Here is an 18,142-nt window from a genome sequence, read left to right as displayed (position 1 = left end):
TAGTACTATAATTTAGAACGAATATCGGTGAAAAAGTTTAATTATCTACAATATTATTTGTTTTGTGGATACCTAATCCGAATCCTATTGTTCGGCTGCTTTTCACGCTGCGCATTATGACTCTCATTTTCTATATCTTCTTCACTATTTGATTGGGTTGGGGCCTCCAATTGCCTTCTTAGCTCCTCCACGTTTATCGAATCGCCCAGTAGCGGTACATCTGGAAACCTGAGTGGCGAAATACTATCTGTAAGTATACTATCCTGTATAATTATGCGTGGACTTGGGCAATTATATTTGCGGTTTATCTCTACACCCGGATCGGAGAAGGGGCCATAGTCATAAGCAAGGGAATCATCTCGGTAAATTTTTTCCATGAACCTTCCAAAAACGGGTAATGCCGTCCGAGATCCTTCACCTGTTTGCGAATTCTTGAAATGGATACTACGTTCATCACAGCCTACCCATACTCCTGTCACCAAATCTTTGGTTACTCCCATATACCATCCGTCTACATAGTCAGACGAGGTGCCGGTCTTCCCACCAATCTGATTTTTCCCCTTCCATAAATCCCATTCCCAAAGACCTTGTGAGGTGCCTTCAGGTTCTTCCATGCTACCTCTTAACATATAACCCATCAACCAGGCCACCTCTTCACTAATGGCATGGGTAGCCGATGATTTGAATTCAGCGATGGTTTTCCCGTTGTAATCCATAATTCTTGAGACCAGAACTGGTTGCACTCGTTTACCCTTGTTCATGAACGTGCCATAGGCATTGACCATCTCAAGTACACTGACATCATTTGAGCCAAGGCTTACCGAAGGTACAGCGGCCAAAGGGCTTGTAATGCCACAGCGATGGGCGACATCCACCACCTTGTCCCATCCCACTTCTTCCGTGATTTGAGCGGTAATGGAATTGACGGATCTTCCCATGGCCCACCTTAAGGACATTTCCCGACCGCTGAACACCCAATCGGCATTCTTGGGTTCCCACACTTTTTCTTCTCCCTTTTCAGTATATGTGATGCGGACAAATTTATCGGTGTACTTGTCACAGGGCGACATACCTGCTTCCAGCGCGGCAAGGTAGGCAAAAGGCTTAAATGTGGAACCTGCCTGTCGCTTTGCTTGAAATACATGGTCATACTTGTAATAGTCGTGGTCAATTCCTCCAACCCAAGCCTTTATCTTGCCGTTATATGGATCCATGGACATCAGCCCAACATTGAGCATCATGGCATAGTGCGCCAAGGAATCCATACTAGAATATTCCACTTCCTTAGGACCATCCCAAGTAAACACCTCCATGGTCTTGGGGAGATTAAGGTAATGGAAGATACTATCCATATTGCCTTGATATTGCTCATCCAATTGCTGATAATATGCTGTCCGTGCAGCTAAATTTTCCAGAAACCCATCGATGACTTTCCCTTCGGAATCGCGCCAAGGGATTTCTCCACTCCACGCATTTTCCAATCGCTGTTGGAGCGGTTTCATCTGTTCGGCTACCGCCTCTTCCGCATGGCGTTGCACGCGGGAGTCGATGGTGGTATATATCGTCAACCCATCAATATAAATATCGTATCCATTTTCTTCACACCACGAGGCTAGCCATCTTTCCACTGCCGCACGCAAATACGAGTCGCCCCTTCCCCCCTCCTCGGTTTCCCCCAGACTCAGCACCAATTCGGACGCCTTAGCCGATCCAAATTCCATATCGGACAAAAAACCCGTTTTATACATTTGTCCCAATACCACATTCCGCCGTTCCAACGATCGTTCAGGGTTCCGTAAGGGGTTGTATAATGTGGTGCCTTTCAGCATTCCTATCAATACAGCGGCCTCGGCCGCCGTTATATCCGGTGTTTCCTTATTGAAGTAGCGTTTGGCCACTGTTTTGATTCCATACGCATTGTTGCTGAACGACACCGTGTTTAGGTACATGGTTATGATGTCTTCCTTGTCGTATTTGCTTTCGAGCTTATACGCTGTCATCCATTCCTTAAATTTAATGACAGCGAGCCGTATGCCCGGTATCCTGCCCAACAGCCCAGTTGATTGGTTATACCGGGTTCTATACAGGTTCTTGGCAAGTTGTTGGGTAATGGTGCTGCCCCCCCTTCTGTCGCCTTGGGCTGTGGATACAATGCTTGAAAAAATAGCCCAGAAATCAACACCATGGTGCTGGAAAAAACGGACGTCTTCGGTGGCAACAAGCGCATTGACCACATTTGACGAAATGCTATCGTAGGGTACTGGAGAACGGTCTTCCTTGAAGTAACGGGCAATAAGCACACTGTCTGCTGTATATACTTCCGATGCCACGCTCTGAATAGGCATATTGATGTCTTTGGACGTAGGGGAATAGCCAAATAGCCATAGAAAATTCACCTCAACCGCACAAATAGAGATAATAACCCAGTAAACGATTATAAGGATATATCGCAGAATTCTGTTTTTTATCTCGTTAAACATCGGGTAAAGATGATGAATTGTTTTCGTAATATTAAAATCAAAACTGTTAAATTAACACCGCATGCCATTGTGGAAAACATTCCCTCTATATACGTTAGGAAAACAATTAACGCTACAATTTTGTTGTTTTTTGACCATAAAACACTATTTTGCCTCTCGATAACCACTTAGGTTCTCAACGCACTTATATTTTTTTGGAAAAACAAAAGCACTATGACAAGCATCATTGAAAAATACTGTGTACTTTCCGGTAAAACCTTCAAACTGAAAGACTACCAAACGGATGATTCAGATGGTTATGAGAAAAAAGAGGCTTTGAAGGATCTATCTGACTTCAAGATCCAAATGCAAGAATACCAAGAACGATTATATGCCGAGGATTCCCATAGTTTACTTATCATTTTCCAAGCCATGGATGCCGCAGGCAAAGATGGTGCTATCGAGCATGTGATGAGCGGCGTCAATCCACAAGGTTGTCAAGTGTTCAGTTTCAAGCAACCTACAAGCAACGACTATGAACATGATTTCCTTTGGCGGCATTATAAAGCGTTGCCAGAGCGGGGCCGTATTGGCATACATAACCGCTCGCACTACGAGTATGTGCTCGTATGCAAAGTACATCCCGAATACAATTTATCCGAACGGATACCGGGTTATCGAAAGGTAGAAGATTTTGACAAGAAGTTTTGGAACGACCGCTATGAAAGTATCCGGCAATTTGAGGCACACCTCAGCCGAAACGGCACGAAAATATTGAAATTTTTCCTTCATGTATCCAAAGACGAGCAGAAGGAACGTTTCCTTGACCGCATAGGAGATAAATACAAAAATTGGAAGTTTTCCTCTACAGATATCGAAGAGCGCGCCCATTGGGACACTTACATGAGCATCTATGAAGAAGCGATCGCAGCCACTGCCACTGCGGCATCTCCTTGGTTTATCATACCCGCTGATAAAAAATGGTTTGCGCGGTTTGCTGTGGGGAAAATCATAACCGACTCATTGGCAAAAATAGAACCGGAGTTTCCAATACTCCCCGAAAGCCAGCGCGCCAAGTTGGGGGAATATAGGGAGAAACTCGAGCGCGAGTGAATTCGTCATACAGACATTTTTCTTCAAAAGTGTTTTTCGTTTTTACTGATGATTTTTTTATCCCACATGATGTCCTTATGCTGCGCCTCACTACGGATTGGGCAGCCTTTTACCCTGCAATATTGGCAACACGCCGGCACACAGGGATCGGCATGGATGAACAACTCCGTGTCGGCATGCAAATGCTTGTTGATTAAGGCATCCACAGCCGACACCTCATCATGCACCCTGTTGAGGTCGTAATAGTTGGGTAGCGTAACATGGCAATCGATGTGCAATTCGTGCCCATATCGTTGCACCCGTAAGTTGTGTACATCAATCCAGTCATCTTTCCGATACGTTTGCAAAATACCTGCTACTTGCCCAACCAATTTTGTATCTGATTCATCCATTAAACCCGCAATAGACTTACGGAGCAGCTTATATCCATTGAATAAAATATAGGTCCCAAGTCCGATGGATAACACAATATCGATCCACCAAAGTCCAGTCAGGTGCATCAGTAAGAGTCCGACCAGCAAACCCACCGTACTGTATGCATCTGTTTGGAGGTGTTTTCCATCAGCCAGCAAGGTAAGCGAATTCAACTGTTTGCTTTGCGCAACCATATAGGTGCCCAATACAAAATTGACTACACCTGTAAACGCGAGTAGCCCCATACCTTCAACAAGGTTGCCGACTTGCTCAGGAAAAAAAATATTATAACATGCCTTCCCCAAAATAAGCAGTCCCGCAATGAAAATCAGCCCCCCTTCCAAAAATACGGAGAAGAACTCCACCTTTCCATGTCCATAAGGATGGTTTTGGTCTTTGGGGCGTGCCGCAAGGTGTATGCTGTAAAAAGCAAATCCTGAAGCCACTACATTCACGATACTTTCCATTGCATCGGTCAGTATCGCATTGGAATTAGTCAACAGATAAGCTGTAAACTTAACCAGCATCAACACGATGCCTGTTGCCAATGCCAATAAAATGATGTTTTTCTGCTTATTCAAAACCTAACCATCGAAATGAGCGGGTAAAGATACAGAATACATGTCAGATCCATTATCAGTTGATTCTATCGACAATTTTATCTAAGTTTGCCCACCATGAGTACAGCATCTATTCTTTCCGACAGGATAAATAACCTGTCCGAATCGGCCACCTTGAAAATGACCAAACTTGGCCGTGAATTAGCCGCAAAAGGCATCAATGTGATAAGCTTAAGCGTGGGCGAACCGGATTTTGACACACCATCGCACGTAAAAGAATCTGCAAAACAGGCGTTGGATGAGAATTACACCCGCTATTCGCCCGTACCGGGCTATCCAGAATTACGAAAGGCTATCGTGAATAAATTGAAAGCGGAAAATGGATTGGATTATGATGTTTCGCAAATCGTGGTTTCCACTGGCGCCAAACAATCACTTTCTAATACCATACTCACCTTGATTAATCCTGGCGATGAGGTGATTATTCCCACGCCTTACTGGGTGTCTTATTCGGAAATGGTTACGCTGGCCGAAGGCAAATCCGTATTCATCAATGCAACGATTGAGAGTGATTTCAAAATCACACCTGCGGAACTGGAAGCTGCAATTACCCCAAAAAGCAGGCTGTTTATGTTTTCCTCACCATGCAACCCTACCGGCACCGTATACAGCAAAGCGGAGCTTGAGGCCTTGGCAAAGGTGTTCGAAAAGCATCCCAATATCTATATCATTTCAGACGAAATCTACGAACATATCAATTTTATTGGCAAACATGAGTCTATCGCCCAATTCGATAGTATCAAGGACCGCGTTATCCTCATCAATGGCTTTTCCAAGGCATTTGCCATGACCGGGTGGCGTTTGGGCTATTTAGCCGCAAACAAAGAAATTGCTGCAGCCAATGACAAGCTACAAGGACAGACTACCTCAGGCACTTGTTCCATCGCCCAGCGTGCTGGCATAATTGCTTATGAGCAAGGGCTGGAAACCGTCATGGAAATGAAAGAAGCATTCGCCCGAAGGAGGGAACTGGTATATAATCTTTTGAAAGATATACCGGGTGTAAAAACAAATCTGCCCGAAGGTGCATTTTATTTCTTTCCGGATATCAGTGCTTTCTTCGGTAAAAAAGATACTCAAGGCAACATGATCAAGGATTCGGCCGACCTCGCGTTGTATTTGCTGAATGAAGCACATGTGGCTACTGTAGGTGGCGATTCGTTTGGCAACAACAATTATATCCGCCTGTCATATGCCGCATCCGATGAAAGCCTCAAAGAAGCGCTCCGACGGATAAAGGAATCACTGGGTAAGCTGGCTTGATGGAACGCGTATGGTGTCTGACTACTGGCGGATGACGCATCCGCCTGATGGCAATCAGGGATTAATCATTTGCTTCTAATGGCTTCCACTGGATCTAATCGTGCGGCCATAATGGCGGGAATTATCCCTGAAAGAAGTCCAATAAAGGTAGAAAGTCCAATTGTAAGCATCACCATCCCCATATTGACAACAATGCCAAGTCCGAAAATCAGTTTTACCAGAAAAGTAAGGAGGAAAACGATGCCCAATCCCATCAGCCCACCGATAATGCACAAGGCAATGGCCTCTATAAGGAACTGCGAGAGGATGAAATAATTCTTGGCACCCAAGGATTTTTGGATACCAATGATGTGCGTGCGTTCTTTGACTGATACAAACATGATATTGGCAATGCCGAAACCGCCCACCAATATGGAGAATATACCGATAAAACCACCTGCCGTATTGATTACTTTAAACATGGCATCTAATTGGGCCGTAATGATGGTGGTTTTATTGAGTGAGAAATCATCCTCCTGTTGCGGACTCAACCGGTGGATGGATCGCATTACACCGCGTAATTCACTTTCAGCTTCATCCAACGAAATGTTTGGGGCGGCACTAACCATGATTGCAGGGCTATAACGCCGGATATTCACTAGGTTGCGTCCTAGATTTAGCGGAATCATCACCACATTATCCATAGACACATCAAAAATCATCCCCTCCCCTTCTTCTTTGAAAACACCTATTACGGTAATCTTTCGCCCTAATACGGAAATTGCTTGACCTACGGGATCTGTATTGGGAAACAGTCCCTCTGCCACGGTTGCGCCAATCACCGCCACGGTAGTTCCCCTATTGGATTCTGCTTCTGTAAAATATCGTCCGTGCTGTATCTCAAGATTCCTGATGTCATACAGTTCATGCGAGGTGGCTGTAACCGTTATACCCGAAACATTATTGTTGAGGTGTTGTGCCGTCCTATTACCTATATCAATTGAAAACGATATTCCATTAGCCGTAGTCATCCTGGTTTTGAGCGCTTCATAATCGCGAATATCTGGTTCCGGACGGTTTACGTATTGCCACCAAGGGAAATCAGGCCCCCCATCCCACGGCCATTTCATCACATAGATTGTTTTGCTACCGAGTTTCTCAACGCTGCTTTCCAGATTCGCCCGCAACGTGTCTACTGCCGAAAACACACCAATAATAATCAAGATACCAATGGTAACACCAAGTAAAGACAACAATGTTCTTGTTCGGTTTTCACGCAAAGCCGAAAACGCAAAGCCAAAACTCTCGCCAATTAATCTCAGGAATAACATCATACGTCAAGTAAGACGATAAAACGTCTTATAAGTTACAGGCTAAAATAAACTAATTTCTAGATATAAAGCAAGGAAAATGCTAGTTATAATATTAAATAATTTCGTAACTTTGCGCGCTAATTTTATCCATTAGTGGTCACGATAAAGCCGTGTTTCCACGCATTAAATTCCGCATCAACAATGAAGCTATCACAATTTAAGTTCAATTTACCAGAATCCTTGATTGCATATGACCCAACCGAAAACCGCGACGAATCTCGGTTGATGGTGCTCGACCGTAAAACTGGCAAAATCGAACACAAGATATTTAAGGACATCCTGAATTATTTCGATGACAAGGATGTGATGATCCTCAACAACACCAAGGTGTTCCCGGCCCGTTTATATGGCAACAAAGAGAAAACCGGAGCCACCATCGAAGTGTTTCTTTTGCGCGAATTGAATAAAGATCTTCGGTTATGGGATGTGTTGGTAGACCCCGCACGGAAAATCCGCGTGGGCAACAAATTGTATTTCGGTGAAGACGACCTACTCGTGGCCGAAGTTGTGGACAATACGACTTCGCGTGGCCGCACCATCCGTTTTTTGTTTGACGGCACGGACGAAGAGTTCCGCCGTAACATCGAAATACTTGGCGAAACACCACTTCCCAAGTACATCAAGCGCAGGGCAACCCCGGAAGACAAATTCCGCTATCAAACCATATTTGCCAAGCATGAAGGTGCCGTGGCCGCACCTACTGCGGGTTTGCATTTCAGCCGTGAGCTGATGAAACGCCTAGAACTGAAAGGGGTGGAATTCGCGGAAGTTACCCTACATGTTGGTCTAGGCACATTCAGGCAGGTGGAGGTGGAAGACCTCACTAAGCATAAAATGGATTCAGAACAGTATATCATCCCTGATCATGCTGCCAAATTGGTTAATAAAGCCATCGACACAAAAAAACGGGTATGTGCTGTAGGAACCACCTCCATGCGCGCCATTGAATCTGCCGTATCCGCTGATAAGCACCTGAAACCCGCAAATGAGTGGACCAGCAAATTTATCTACCCACCCTATGACTTCAGTATCGCCAACAGTATGATCACCAATTTCCATACACCTGAATCGACTCTTTTGGTGATGATTGCCGCGTTTGGGGGATATGAAAACGTTATGCGTGCATATGAAGAAGCCGTCAAGGAAAAATACCGATTCTACAGTTATGGCGATGCGATGCTTATAATTTAAGGTTTTAGATTTACGATTTTAGATTTTAGATTCCTCAAATGAATTACGCTATCATTGTCGCCGGAGGAACAGGTAGCCGCATGGGATCAACTACTCCCAAGCAGTTCTTATTGCTGAACGGCATACCGGTGATGATGCATGCAATCAATGCTTTCTATGAGAGTAAGCATGCTCCCCATATCATTGCGGTTATTCATCCAGATATGCAAGCTTATTGGTTGGAGCTTTGTGAGACATACCATTTCCATGTACAACACACCATAGCCGATGGGGCTGATAGTAGGTTTGGAAGCGTAAAAAATGGATTGGAAGTAATACGACTGCTAGACAAGAATCAATCGCAGTCCCTTATCGCCATCCATGATGCCGTAAGGCCTTTGGTAAATCCACATCAAATAGATCTTACCTATGAACAAGCTGCCCTCACAGGCGCTGCTGCCTTGGCCATACAAAGCACTAATTCGATCCGACTTATAAGCGGGGATGGTTCGAGTAACAATGCCTATCCACGGGAGAATGTCTACCTTATGCAAACACCCCAAATATTTAAAGGTTCCATCCTGTTTGAGGCTTATGAACAGCCCGAAGATAAAATGTGTACGGATGACGCCGCGGTAGTAGAAAAAAAGGGGTATCCCATCACATTGGTGGATGGGGATACCCGTAATATCAAAATCACCTTTAGGGATGACCTAGCGATTGCCGAGTTGCTCTTGGAAGCAAGACATTCAGGTGGCACTTCGGATAATTCGCAATAGAATCGCAATAACCGCTATTACCAATAAAACATGGATAATCCCTCCAGTGTAATAGCCACCAAAATAACTGATTGCCCAGACAATAACTAAAATTACAGCAATAAGATACAATAAATTTCCCATAATAATATAAGGTTAATGATTAATAGTTTCCAATGACAACAACCGTCAGGGTAAAAATGTTTTTAAGACTCAGGATTCAAACCATCCAACACTAGACCATCGTAGGCCAGGAAGATTCCATCCGGCAATTCCCGTTGCACCTCATCATGCAATCCCAGTTTATGGCTGATGTGCGTAAAATAAGTTCGTTCGGCACCTATGCGCTGCGCAAAGGCCACAGCCTCATCCAAGGTGAAGTGTGAAATATGCGGATCCCGTTGCAAGGCATTGACCACTAAAACCTTAGTACCCATGATTTTTCCGACTTCCGCTTCCACCACCGTCTTGGCATCCGTTATATAAGTAAATTCGCCAATTCGGAAGCCCAAAACAGGCATCATGTAATGCATCACCTCAATGGGGGTCACCGCTATACCGAATAATGAAAAGGGAGTCGACGTGATTTCATGAAGTTCCAGCTGGGGAACCCCAGGGTATTTCTTTACCGCGAAGGCATAATAAAATTCACGTTTCAACGCCTCATGTACATCCACCGTGCCATAGACATCAATGGCTCCACCCTTTTGCCTATTGAATGCACGCACATCATCCAATCCGGCCAGGTGGTCTTTATGCGAATGTGTAAACAGGATAGCGTCCATGTGGGTGATATGTTCGCGGAGCATTTGGTACCGGAAATCAGGCCCGGTATCTATCACGATGTTCTTATCGCCCAACTGCACTAATATGGCTGACCGCAAGCGTTTGTCTTTCGCATTTGGGGAAGTACATACCGCGCAATTACATGCGATTACTGGGACACCTTGGGAAGTGCCTGTTCCTAAAAATCTTATGGTCAAATCGTTAGTTTCGTTTGTTTGATATTTCGTAAAAATTGTTTCTGTTTTTCATCAAGCATCCCACTATCGGTTTGCATATCACGTAGTAAGATTACTAAAGCGCTGATTTTCATCTCCAAATTGGAAAATCGATTAACCACGACCACCTTGCTGCTTTGCAGCATACAAGCACCGGTCTTGAAATTCCCTTTCTCATACCGCACTTTATACCCTAAGTCTTTCAGCAAGGACTCCAGTTTATCAAGGCTATGTTGCGTATTTGGAAGCACGGGGTTCTATTTTTTTGATGTGCCAAAATACAATTCATCCATCGAAATCGCAAAAGTGTTTTATCAACACCAGCAAACTATTCATGTGTCACTATCTTTTATGCACCATGAAACGCTATTTATAAAAAGATTTCTGAAATGCGGCAAATTCTGCCTTCCTAAGCACAATCCTCCATATAAAGGCATAAAGAAAACCGATGCCATACCCAAGTAATTGGACATAACTTGTTATGACTGACAATATCCCAACAAATAAGCTCTTGCTCTTCATTGTTGCATCAATAAGGATAAACGACATATGGAATAGAAGAGGCAGGAAAAAGTATGGGGATGCAATAAAAAACAAAACCAACAGGAGGAATACGCCTATGGTAAAGACTGCTGGGGCCAGATGCACCAATTTCAATGAATGGGGATGTCTTATATAAAGATTTATCCGTGCTACACCAGAATTATATACTTGCTTGAAAAAGCGGCGAAGGTTTGTGCGCCGTTTATGATAAACGTAAGCCTCCTTTATCAACTGGGTGCGAAAACCGGAGTTGATAATTCGTATGCTCATATCGATATCTTCGCCAAACCGCATTAGCGAAAAACCGCCTGTCTTTTCAAATACTTCGCTCGAATATCCCATATTAAAACTCCTTGGATGGAATTTATCCAGTTTTTCGCTCCCGCCTCTTATTCCCCCGGTAGTAAGAAATGAAGTCATGGAATAATTGATCGCTCGTTGAATAGGTGAGAAATCTTCCCTTGCTTGGTCAGGCCCCCCAAAGGCATCGGTATATTCTTCAGCCAGCTTTTTTTTAACCACTGCCACATATTGCGTTGGCAACACACAATCTGAATCCAAAAACAGGAAATAATCACCACTGGCATTTTCACAACCCACATTTCGGCTATGGCCCGGACCCGAGTTTTCCTTATAGATATAGTTCAGATTCAATTTTCCGCCATATGCATTTACTTCGGTCTCACACCTGATTGTAGATCCGTCCTCTACAATCACAACTTCAAAAGCTTGGTCACTCTGCAGGTAAAGACTTTCCAGCAATGCTGAAACTTCTGTAGGCCTATTGAAAACCGGAATAATTATGGATATATCCATGTTGATTTCTCCTATTTTGATCAGCGATACCAAGTTGATATCCATATCGGCAATTAGACAATGCCGGCGACCAGCAGTTCTTTTTCCATCTCCTGTTGCAACGCCAATGCCTCTTTCCGTGCCTGTTCGGCAAAATCCTTACCTTGGGATGCATAGATGATAGACCGGGTGGCGTTTACCAGCAATCCGCAATCCTTGTTCATGCCATACTTGCATACATCGTTGAGACTTCCTCCCTGTGCCCCCACTCCAGGCACCAAGAGAAAATGATCGGGCGCATGTTTACGGATGGTAGTAAAGGCCTCACCGCGCGTAGCGCCTACTACATACATCAGGTTACCCGTATCTCCCCATGTATTGGTTTTCTGGATGACGCGCTCAAAAAACTGCACGTTGTCGCCATCACGGATGGTCTGGAAATCCAAGCCCCCTACATTGGAGGTAAGCGCCAATACAATGGCCCATTTGCCTTCAAATTCAAGGAAAGGTTGCACCGAGTCCTTTCCCATGTAGGGTGCGATGGTGATGGCATCAAAGCCAAGTCCCGATATGCCTTCGTCAAAAAAAGCGGTCGCATACATCTTGGAAGTATTGCCGATATCGCCCCGCTTGGCGTCTGCAATACTAAGACAGTCTTTGGGCAACACCGCCCAGGTTTTTCGTAGGCTTTTCCACCCATCCACACCCCTGCTCTCATAAAAAGCGATGTTGGGTTTATAAGCAACACATAAATCAGTTGTCGCTTCTATGATTTGTCGGTTAAACTCAAAAATCGGATCTTCATGTTCCAACAAATGTTGGGGGATTTTGTTGATATCGGTATCAAGGCCCACACAAAGAAATGAATGTTTGGTTTTAATTTGCCGTATAAGTTCGAATCGAGTCATCTTTGGGCTACTTCTGTTGGTCATTTTGTTCCCGCAAACCTAAGGGAAAAATCGGTGGTAAAAAATAAAAACCTTATATTTACGCACCAGTAACGATGAAGATCTTCATAACACGCGAAGTCCCTGCAACAATCAAGCAATCATTGGTCGATAACGGCTTCCAACTGGTCGAGTGGACGGAAAAGCGCGACCTAACTGCGCATGAGCTTATCCACCATACCAAATCAAGCGATGCCTTATTCAGTGTGGGTGGCAACCAGCTCGACAGGCATTTCCTGAAAACATGCAGCCACCTCAAAGTCATTGCGCTGTGCAGCGTGGGCTACGATCGTGTAGATATAGCGGCAGCTACCAAATTGGGCATCCCCATAGGCAATACACCGGGTGTGCTTAGCAAAACCACAGCAGATACCGCTTTTCTCCTGATGCAAACCGTAGCTCGAAAAGCCATCCACAAACACAAGGAAATCCTCCGGGGCAATTGGGGCTTTTTTGATCCCATGGCCGACCTTGGCGTGGAGCTCCACGGCAAAATCTTGGGAATATATGGTTTGGGGCGGATTGGTCTAGAGCTGGCCAAAAGCTGCCGGCATGCTTTTGACATGCCTATTATCTACCATAATAGAAGTAAAAATGAAACCGCAGAAAACGAATTAGGCGCCCGATGGGTTTCGTTCGATGATTTGCTGCGGCAAAGTGATGTTCTAAGCGTGCATGCTAACCTCAGCAAGGAAACACAGGGGATATTCAACCGCGATACATTTTCGAAGATGAAAAAATCTGCCATCTTCATCAATACCGCGAGAGGGTCAATGCACCATGAAGTGGATCTCACGAATGCCCTTGAAAACAATGTGATATGGGGAGCTGGCCTTGATGTGACGGATCCCGAACCCATGGAGGCAGACAACCCGCTACTTTATATGCCTAACGTAGCCATCTTGCCGCATATCGGCTCAGCAACCATTGAAACCCGGATGAAAATGATGCAACTGACTGTGCAAAATTTGATTGCAGGGCTCCATGGAAATCGATTACCACACTGTGTTAACCCAACGGTTTACGAACGGTAATGGGCCATACGAGTGCCGTGTGGACAAACGAACTCAATCCGCTATCAACTTCTGGATAAACTCGGCTATCTCTGGGCGGCTATAATCTGCCATTCCTTCATGTCGTGTGGCAATCTGGCCTTGCTTATCGAGGATAATGGTGGTAGGAATGGCACCGCCCAACCAATGTCCCGGAATATCGCCTGATGGGATATGTACCGGGAGATTAAGCTTCTTGCTTTCCATGAATTTCTTCGACTTTTCGTATTGCTTATCTACGTCGGCTATAACAAAAACTACGTTTTCATTGTCTTTGAATTGCTGGTATAACTTGTCAATGGAAGGCATTTCCGCAATGCATGGTGGACACCATGTTGCCCAGAAGTTGATAAACACCACTTTCCCAGCCTGATTGGCCGCATCGATACGGTTCCCGTCGCCATCTGTAAAAAACACAGATGGGCTTACCCCTGTATCTAGCGCAACTTCCTCCGGCGAAGTGGGGTTGCTCTCCAAATCCGGCTTGAATAATCCTATTTTCATCAATCCACGGCTTACCCATGCCTTGGTATCCGGGCTAACGAGGAGTAATATGAGAAATGAGGCTACAATGATGGCAATAATATTGGAGGTTTTGATTTTCTTCATATCCATGTACTTGAGTTTATGAAGAAACAAAGGTAGACAAAAAACCTCACGTCTTTACTCCAATCCACTCACTCCACCGGATACAACCAGTTTCATCGCATCCGTGGCACTCATATTGAGCGGTTTCACCCGCTCGGTTCTAACGATGACCACCTGGCCTGCAAAGGAATAGGAATACGGGAAGTAAACCACCACCTCCCCTTCTAGGCCGATTTTACTCAGGTCACGTTGGGTAAGAAATCCAATTTTCTTTAGCCCGGTTTCATTTACTTCGACTAATACCGGCTCATTGAACTTCTTGGCATCACCCACAAATGCCTCCGTAAAATCCTTGATGGAGGAATATAACGTATTGAACAATGGAATGCGGTTGATCAGGCTGTTGAACCAATTGTGTATCGGCTCCATGACCACATTCGTGAATACCATCCCCACGATAACCAATACAATGATGACCGTAAGTATTCCCAAACCGGGAACATAAAGGGGTCTGCCAGCATCGTCTTCCCAGAACCAACTGCTTAAGTTAAGCGCGGCATCGACGCTCGCAACAATCCAAACAATCAGAAACAAGGCCCCTGCAAGTGGCAAAACAACCAAGGTGCCTTTTACTAAATAATTAAAAAATAAGCGTATCGTTTTATTCTTCATAACTTTCTATATACATATTATATTCAGATAACCGGCATCAATATACTAGCTATTAGCCATCAACCATAATAATATACCCGCTTGACCCGCTGGGATATGCCCGCCAACAATTCATAAGGAATGGTTCCGATAGCCTGAGCAAGCAGTTCAATATCACCGAACACCACAACCTCATCCCCCTCATGCACATCCACTCCACTGGCATCCAACATGGTCATGTCCATACAAATATCGCCTACCGTAGGTATAGCCCTTCCATTTACGGCCATGAATCCCACCCCGTTTCCAAAGCGTCGATCATAACCATCTGCATAGCCGATATTCACGGTGGCTATTGTGCTGTCCTTTGCCAATACCCCTTTCCGGCCATATCCTACAGTTTCGCCCGCAGGCACCTGTCTGATTTGTGTGACGGTGGTTTTCAAGGTGCTGACCTGTTGCAATTGTAGCTTGCTGTTTTTTCCATTCCCAATGCCATATAGCCCAATCCCTAAACGTACCATATCCCAATGTGCTTGCGGCCATCGCTGGATACCCGCGGTATTGGCGATGTGTCGGACAAATGGATACCCCAATGCTTCACCCAACTCATCGGTAAACCGATTGAATCGAGCAAGTTGTTCTTCGGTAAACTTGTCGTGCTTAGCATCCCCCGCTGCCGCTAAGTGGGAAAACACCGATCGTACTTTTACTGCATATATCTGCCGTAAATAGTTTATCAATAGACCTATATCATCAACTGAAAATCCTAAGCGGTGCATTCCCGTATCCACTTTGATGTGGATGGGGTAATCCTCTATCCCTTTCTCCGTAAGCAAGCGTACAAAATTGTCGAGCACGGAGAAGCTATAGATTTCCGGTTCCAATTCATGTGCCAGTAAAGCTTCCAGGGAGGTAGGGTTTGGGCTCATTACCATGATGGGCAACCGGATTCCTGCTTTCCGCAATTCCACCCCTTCATCCACATACGCTACGGCTAGGTAATCCACCTTATTAAATTGTAGTAAATTGGCCACCTCAAAACTGCCACTCCCATATGAAAAAGCCTTGACCATGGCCATCAGCTTCACCTGTGGCATCACCAATGATTTATATTGATTGAGGTTGTGCTCCAGTGCATTCAGGTTGATTTGGAGTACCGTATCATGTGATTTGGCAGTGAGCAACCGGCTGATGTGCTCGAACGCATATTTCCTTGCCCCTTTCAGTAAAATTAGTTCATCATGGAAATCCAAAGTTGGCAATGCCGTTAGGAATGATGCCATATCCGGGAAAACGCGGTGCTCCAAGAAATCAAACTTCGCACGATGTTTAATGAAATCGGGACCTATTGAAATGAGCTTATATATACCTTTATTATTCAATAATTTAGAAACATCATTATAAACTTGTTCTTCATGACTAGCGCCGCCCGGCATATCCGATAACACCAAGGTATGGGTGGGGTGCTGGTGCTGTTGCTTAAGGAAATCCAATGCGATGGCAAGGGATGAAAGGTCATTGCTGTACGAATCATCAATGATTGTGCAATTGTTGATTCCTTTCTTCATTTCCAGCCGCATTTCAACGGCTTGCAACTGGGTCATTCTTTCTGCAATGACGGCCTGATCATATCCCATGGCTAATAATACCGCCCAACAACAGGTGGCATTTTCCATTGCGGCACCATCGGTAAACGGGATGGTGATGTATACTTCCTCGCCCTTGTACCGCACATATACGCTGCAACGGCCATCGTCAAGCAGCTCATGGTGCATCACCTGCAAAGTCGCCCCTTCTTTGCCCCATGTAACATGCTCACCAGTAGCGGACACATCAGCACCTTGTGTATGGTCTGGGGAATAAACGGCCTGCTCCGCTCCATCAAACAGTTTTAGCTTTTCCTGGATTTTCTCCTCACGTGAGGCAAATCCTTCGTCATGTGCAGGACCTATGGTGGTCAACACCGCGATATCCGGTCTAATCATACGGTGTAACGCCTCCATTTCACCCGATTGGCTGATACCCGCTTCAATGATGGCCAGATCATGCATATTATCCAACTGCCAGAGCGATAGGGCTACGCCTATTTGCGAGTTATAGCTTTTAGGGCTGCGCATAACCCTGTATTCCGGTGAAAGCAACTGCCAGAGCCACTCCTTTACGATGGTCTTGCCATTACTGCCTGTGATACCGATAATGGGATAGGTAAACCGGCTTCGGTGGTAAGCCGCGAGTTCCTGCATGGCATCCAGCGTGTTTTCCACCACGATAAAATTGGCACCGGTGAACTGAGCGATATCGATTTTGCCCTCAGTCACCACAAAATTCCGCACACCGTTGGCATACACGTCACTGATGTAGCGGTGTCCATCGCGTCTTCCTTCAAGGGCAAAGAACAATCCATTGGCATTATCGGCCAGTTTTCGGCTATCGTACAGCAATGTACCGATCAACGCTGTTTCATCAGCCATGGAAACCCTTAATGCGGGCATTACCCCAGCTACCTCAAGGATGGTGTATAAGTGCTTGTGCATAGTAATGCCACGAATTTCAACATTTTTTACATACTGCAAGAATTTTTTACCATTTTGGAGGCATGGATGATTTCAGGGAACGTAAAAAAGTGCATTATACTCCCCAGCAGGCCCGAGCAAAGGCCAAAAGTTATTGCGCTTACCAGGAACGCTCGCAACAAGAAGTTCGTGATAAACTTTACGCTTGGGGGCTGCACAAAACCGATGTGGAGACGGTGATTTCCGATCTCATCGCTGATAATTTCCTCAATGAAGAACGTTTTGCCATCGCATATGCACTGGGCAAATTCAGGATGAAAGACTGGGGGAAATACAAGATCAGGCAAGGGCTGATGAGCAAATCGGTGTCGGCCCCGCTAATCACCATTGCGCTCAACCACATTACCCAAGCAGCCTATGAAGAAAAACTGCTGCACCTCTTGCAAAAAAAGGCGGCTTCTGAGCGTGAAAAACACCCCTATAAGCGCAAAAGCAAGCTGGCTCGGTATGCAATTGGCAAAGGTTATGAAAGCGAACTCATCATGGAATTATTGAATGCCAATGAATTATAAATAACCATGACTTTTTTGAAAAAAATATTTGACATGCATGTAAATCTATCTATATTTGCATCCACAAACAAGCGAAAGTAGCTCAGTTGGTAGAGCGCAACCTTGCCAAGGTTGAGGTCGCGAGTTCGAACCTCGTCTTTCGCTCCAAATCCCTTCTTCTTGCACTAGAAAGAAGGGATTTATTGTTAAATAACACTTTTGTCTGCTCGGGTGGTGAAATTGGTAGACACGCAAGACTTAAAATCTTGTTCGCCTTAAAGCGAGTGCGGGTTCGATTCCCGCCCCGAGTACATGGCGGGACTCCGCCGAAAATTTGTGGGGGCTTCTC

The 18,142-nt window shown here is 45.0% G+C and carries 17 protein-coding genes and 2 tRNA genes; 8 read left to right on the top strand and 11 right to left on the bottom strand.

The genetic code is table 11. From position 1 onward, the window contains the following. Positions 1 to 53: 53 nt before the first annotated feature. Positions 54 to 2,480 (bottom strand): transglycosylase domain-containing protein, encoded by a 2,427-nt coding sequence (locus NF543_RS10980; protein ID WP_257668172.1) that lies wholly within the window; start codon positions 2,478 to 2,480, stop codon positions 54 to 56. A gap of 213 nt (positions 2,481 to 2,693) precedes the next feature. Between NF543_RS10980 and NF543_RS10975 the strand changes: the two genes are divergently transcribed. Then, positions 2,694 to 3,572, top strand: coding sequence for a PPK2 family polyphosphate kinase (locus NF543_RS10975; protein WP_257668171.1), 879 nt, complete (start codon positions 2,694 to 2,696; stop codon positions 3,570 to 3,572). Between the two features lie 23 nt (positions 3,573 to 3,595). On the opposite strand, the gene NF543_RS10970 is transcribed toward NF543_RS10975, so the two are convergent. Beyond that, complete coding sequence (locus NF543_RS10970) at positions 3,596 to 4,567, bottom strand: cation diffusion facilitator family transporter (protein ID WP_257668170.1); 972 nt, start codon at positions 4,565 to 4,567, stop codon at positions 3,596 to 3,598. Between the two features lie 96 nt (positions 4,568 to 4,663). On the opposite strand from NF543_RS10970, the gene NF543_RS10965 reads away from it, so the two are divergent. Then, entirely contained in the window at positions 4,664 to 5,869 is a 1,206-nt protein-coding gene (locus tag NF543_RS10965) for a pyridoxal phosphate-dependent aminotransferase (protein WP_257668169.1), read from the top strand. 65 nt (positions 5,870 to 5,934) lie between these two features. Here NF543_RS10965 and NF543_RS10960 read toward each other — a convergent pair whose 3' ends face one another. After that, on the bottom strand, positions 5,935 to 7,179 hold the full coding sequence (locus NF543_RS10960) for an ABC transporter permease (RefSeq protein ID WP_257668285.1): 1,245 nt from the start codon (positions 7,177 to 7,179) through the stop codon (positions 5,935 to 5,937). A 183-nt stretch (positions 7,180 to 7,362) separates the two neighbouring features. Here NF543_RS10960 and queA point away from each other — a divergent pair, with 183 nt between their 5' ends. Further along, positions 7,363 to 8,412, top strand: a complete 1,050-nt coding sequence (queA, locus tag NF543_RS10955; protein WP_257668168.1) for a tRNA preQ1(34) S-adenosylmethionine ribosyltransferase-isomerase QueA — start codon at positions 7,363 to 7,365, stop codon at positions 8,410 to 8,412. 38 nt (positions 8,413 to 8,450) lie between these two features. Further along, a complete protein-coding gene (locus NF543_RS10950; protein ID WP_257668167.1) occupies positions 8,451 to 9,170 on the top strand; it encodes a 2-C-methyl-D-erythritol 4-phosphate cytidylyltransferase in 720 nt (239 codons plus the stop codon). Here NF543_RS10950 and NF543_RS10945 read toward each other — a convergent pair. The 5 genes from NF543_RS10945 to pyrF form a co-directional block, all read right to left on the bottom strand. After that, entirely contained in the window at positions 9,141 to 9,293 is a 153-nt protein-coding gene (locus NF543_RS10945; RefSeq protein ID WP_257668166.1) for a lmo0937 family membrane protein, read from the bottom strand. The two genes, NF543_RS10950 and NF543_RS10945, sit on opposite strands and share 30 nt — an antisense overlap. 62 nt (positions 9,294 to 9,355) lie before the next feature. Then, positions 9,356 to 10,132, bottom strand: a complete 777-nt coding sequence (locus NF543_RS10940; RefSeq protein ID WP_257668165.1) for an MBL fold metallo-hydrolase — start codon at positions 10,130 to 10,132, stop codon at positions 9,356 to 9,358. Then, positions 10,129 to 10,401, bottom strand: coding sequence for a hypothetical protein (locus NF543_RS10935; RefSeq protein WP_257668164.1), 273 nt, complete (start codon positions 10,399 to 10,401; stop codon positions 10,129 to 10,131). Before NF543_RS10935 ends, NF543_RS10940 begins: the two co-directional genes overlap by 4 nt. A gap of 115 nt (positions 10,402 to 10,516) precedes the next feature. Further along, complete coding sequence (locus NF543_RS10930; protein WP_257668163.1) at positions 10,517 to 11,554, bottom strand: glycosyltransferase; 1,038 nt, start codon at positions 11,552 to 11,554, stop codon at positions 10,517 to 10,519. Positions 11,555 to 11,562: 8 nt separating this feature from the next. Further along, positions 11,563 to 12,396, bottom strand: a complete 834-nt coding sequence (gene pyrF, locus NF543_RS10925) for an orotidine-5'-phosphate decarboxylase (protein ID WP_257668162.1) — start codon at positions 12,394 to 12,396, stop codon at positions 11,563 to 11,565. A gap of 95 nt (positions 12,397 to 12,491) precedes the next feature. Between pyrF and NF543_RS10920 the strand changes: the two genes are divergently transcribed. Continuing rightward, positions 12,492 to 13,469 (top strand): 2-hydroxyacid dehydrogenase, encoded by a 978-nt coding sequence (locus tag NF543_RS10920; RefSeq protein WP_257668161.1) that lies wholly within the window; start codon positions 12,492 to 12,494, stop codon positions 13,467 to 13,469. A 33-nt stretch (positions 13,470 to 13,502) separates the two neighbouring features. Here NF543_RS10920 and NF543_RS10915 read toward each other — a convergent pair whose 3' ends face one another. The 3 genes from NF543_RS10915 to NF543_RS10905 are packed head-to-tail and all read right to left on the bottom strand — an operon-like array spanning position 13,503 to position 17,263. Next, positions 13,503 to 14,096 carry a TlpA family protein disulfide reductase gene (locus tag NF543_RS10915; protein ID WP_257668160.1) on the bottom strand — a complete coding sequence of 198 codons (594 nt, stop codon included), beginning with the start codon at positions 14,094 to 14,096 and terminating at the stop codon, positions 13,503 to 13,505. Between the two features lie 54 nt (positions 14,097 to 14,150). Beyond that, positions 14,151 to 14,747, bottom strand: coding sequence for a DUF502 domain-containing protein (locus tag NF543_RS10910; protein WP_257668159.1), 597 nt, complete (start codon positions 14,745 to 14,747; stop codon positions 14,151 to 14,153). 59 nt (positions 14,748 to 14,806) lie between these two features. Next, complete coding sequence (locus NF543_RS10905; protein ID WP_257668158.1) at positions 14,807 to 17,263, bottom strand: bifunctional UDP-N-acetylmuramoyl-tripeptide:D-alanyl-D-alanine ligase/alanine racemase; 2,457 nt, start codon at positions 17,261 to 17,263, stop codon at positions 14,807 to 14,809. A 62-nt stretch (positions 17,264 to 17,325) separates the two neighbouring features. Here NF543_RS10905 and NF543_RS10900 point away from each other — a divergent pair, with 62 nt between their 5' ends. The 3 genes from NF543_RS10900 to NF543_RS10890 all read left to right on the top strand — a co-directional run bounded on the left by NF543_RS10900 (position 17,326) and on the right by NF543_RS10890 (position 18,104). Next, positions 17,326 to 17,814 (top strand): regulatory protein RecX, encoded by a 489-nt coding sequence (locus NF543_RS10900; RefSeq protein WP_257668157.1) that lies wholly within the window; start codon positions 17,326 to 17,328, stop codon positions 17,812 to 17,814. Positions 17,815 to 17,885: 71 nt separating this feature from the next. Next, positions 17,886 to 17,961, top strand: a tRNA-Gly gene (locus tag NF543_RS10895). Positions 17,962 to 18,018: 57 nt separating this feature from the next. Beyond that, a tRNA-Leu gene (locus tag NF543_RS10890) sits at positions 18,019 to 18,104 on the top strand. The last annotated feature ends 38 nt before the right edge of the window (positions 18,105 to 18,142 follow it).

Source organism: Parapedobacter tibetensis, assembly GCF_024704835.1.
Lineage (GTDB): Bacteria > Bacteroidota > Bacteroidia > Sphingobacteriales > Sphingobacteriaceae > Parapedobacter > Parapedobacter tibetensis.
This window is presented reverse-complemented; position numbering and strand designations above follow the sequence as displayed.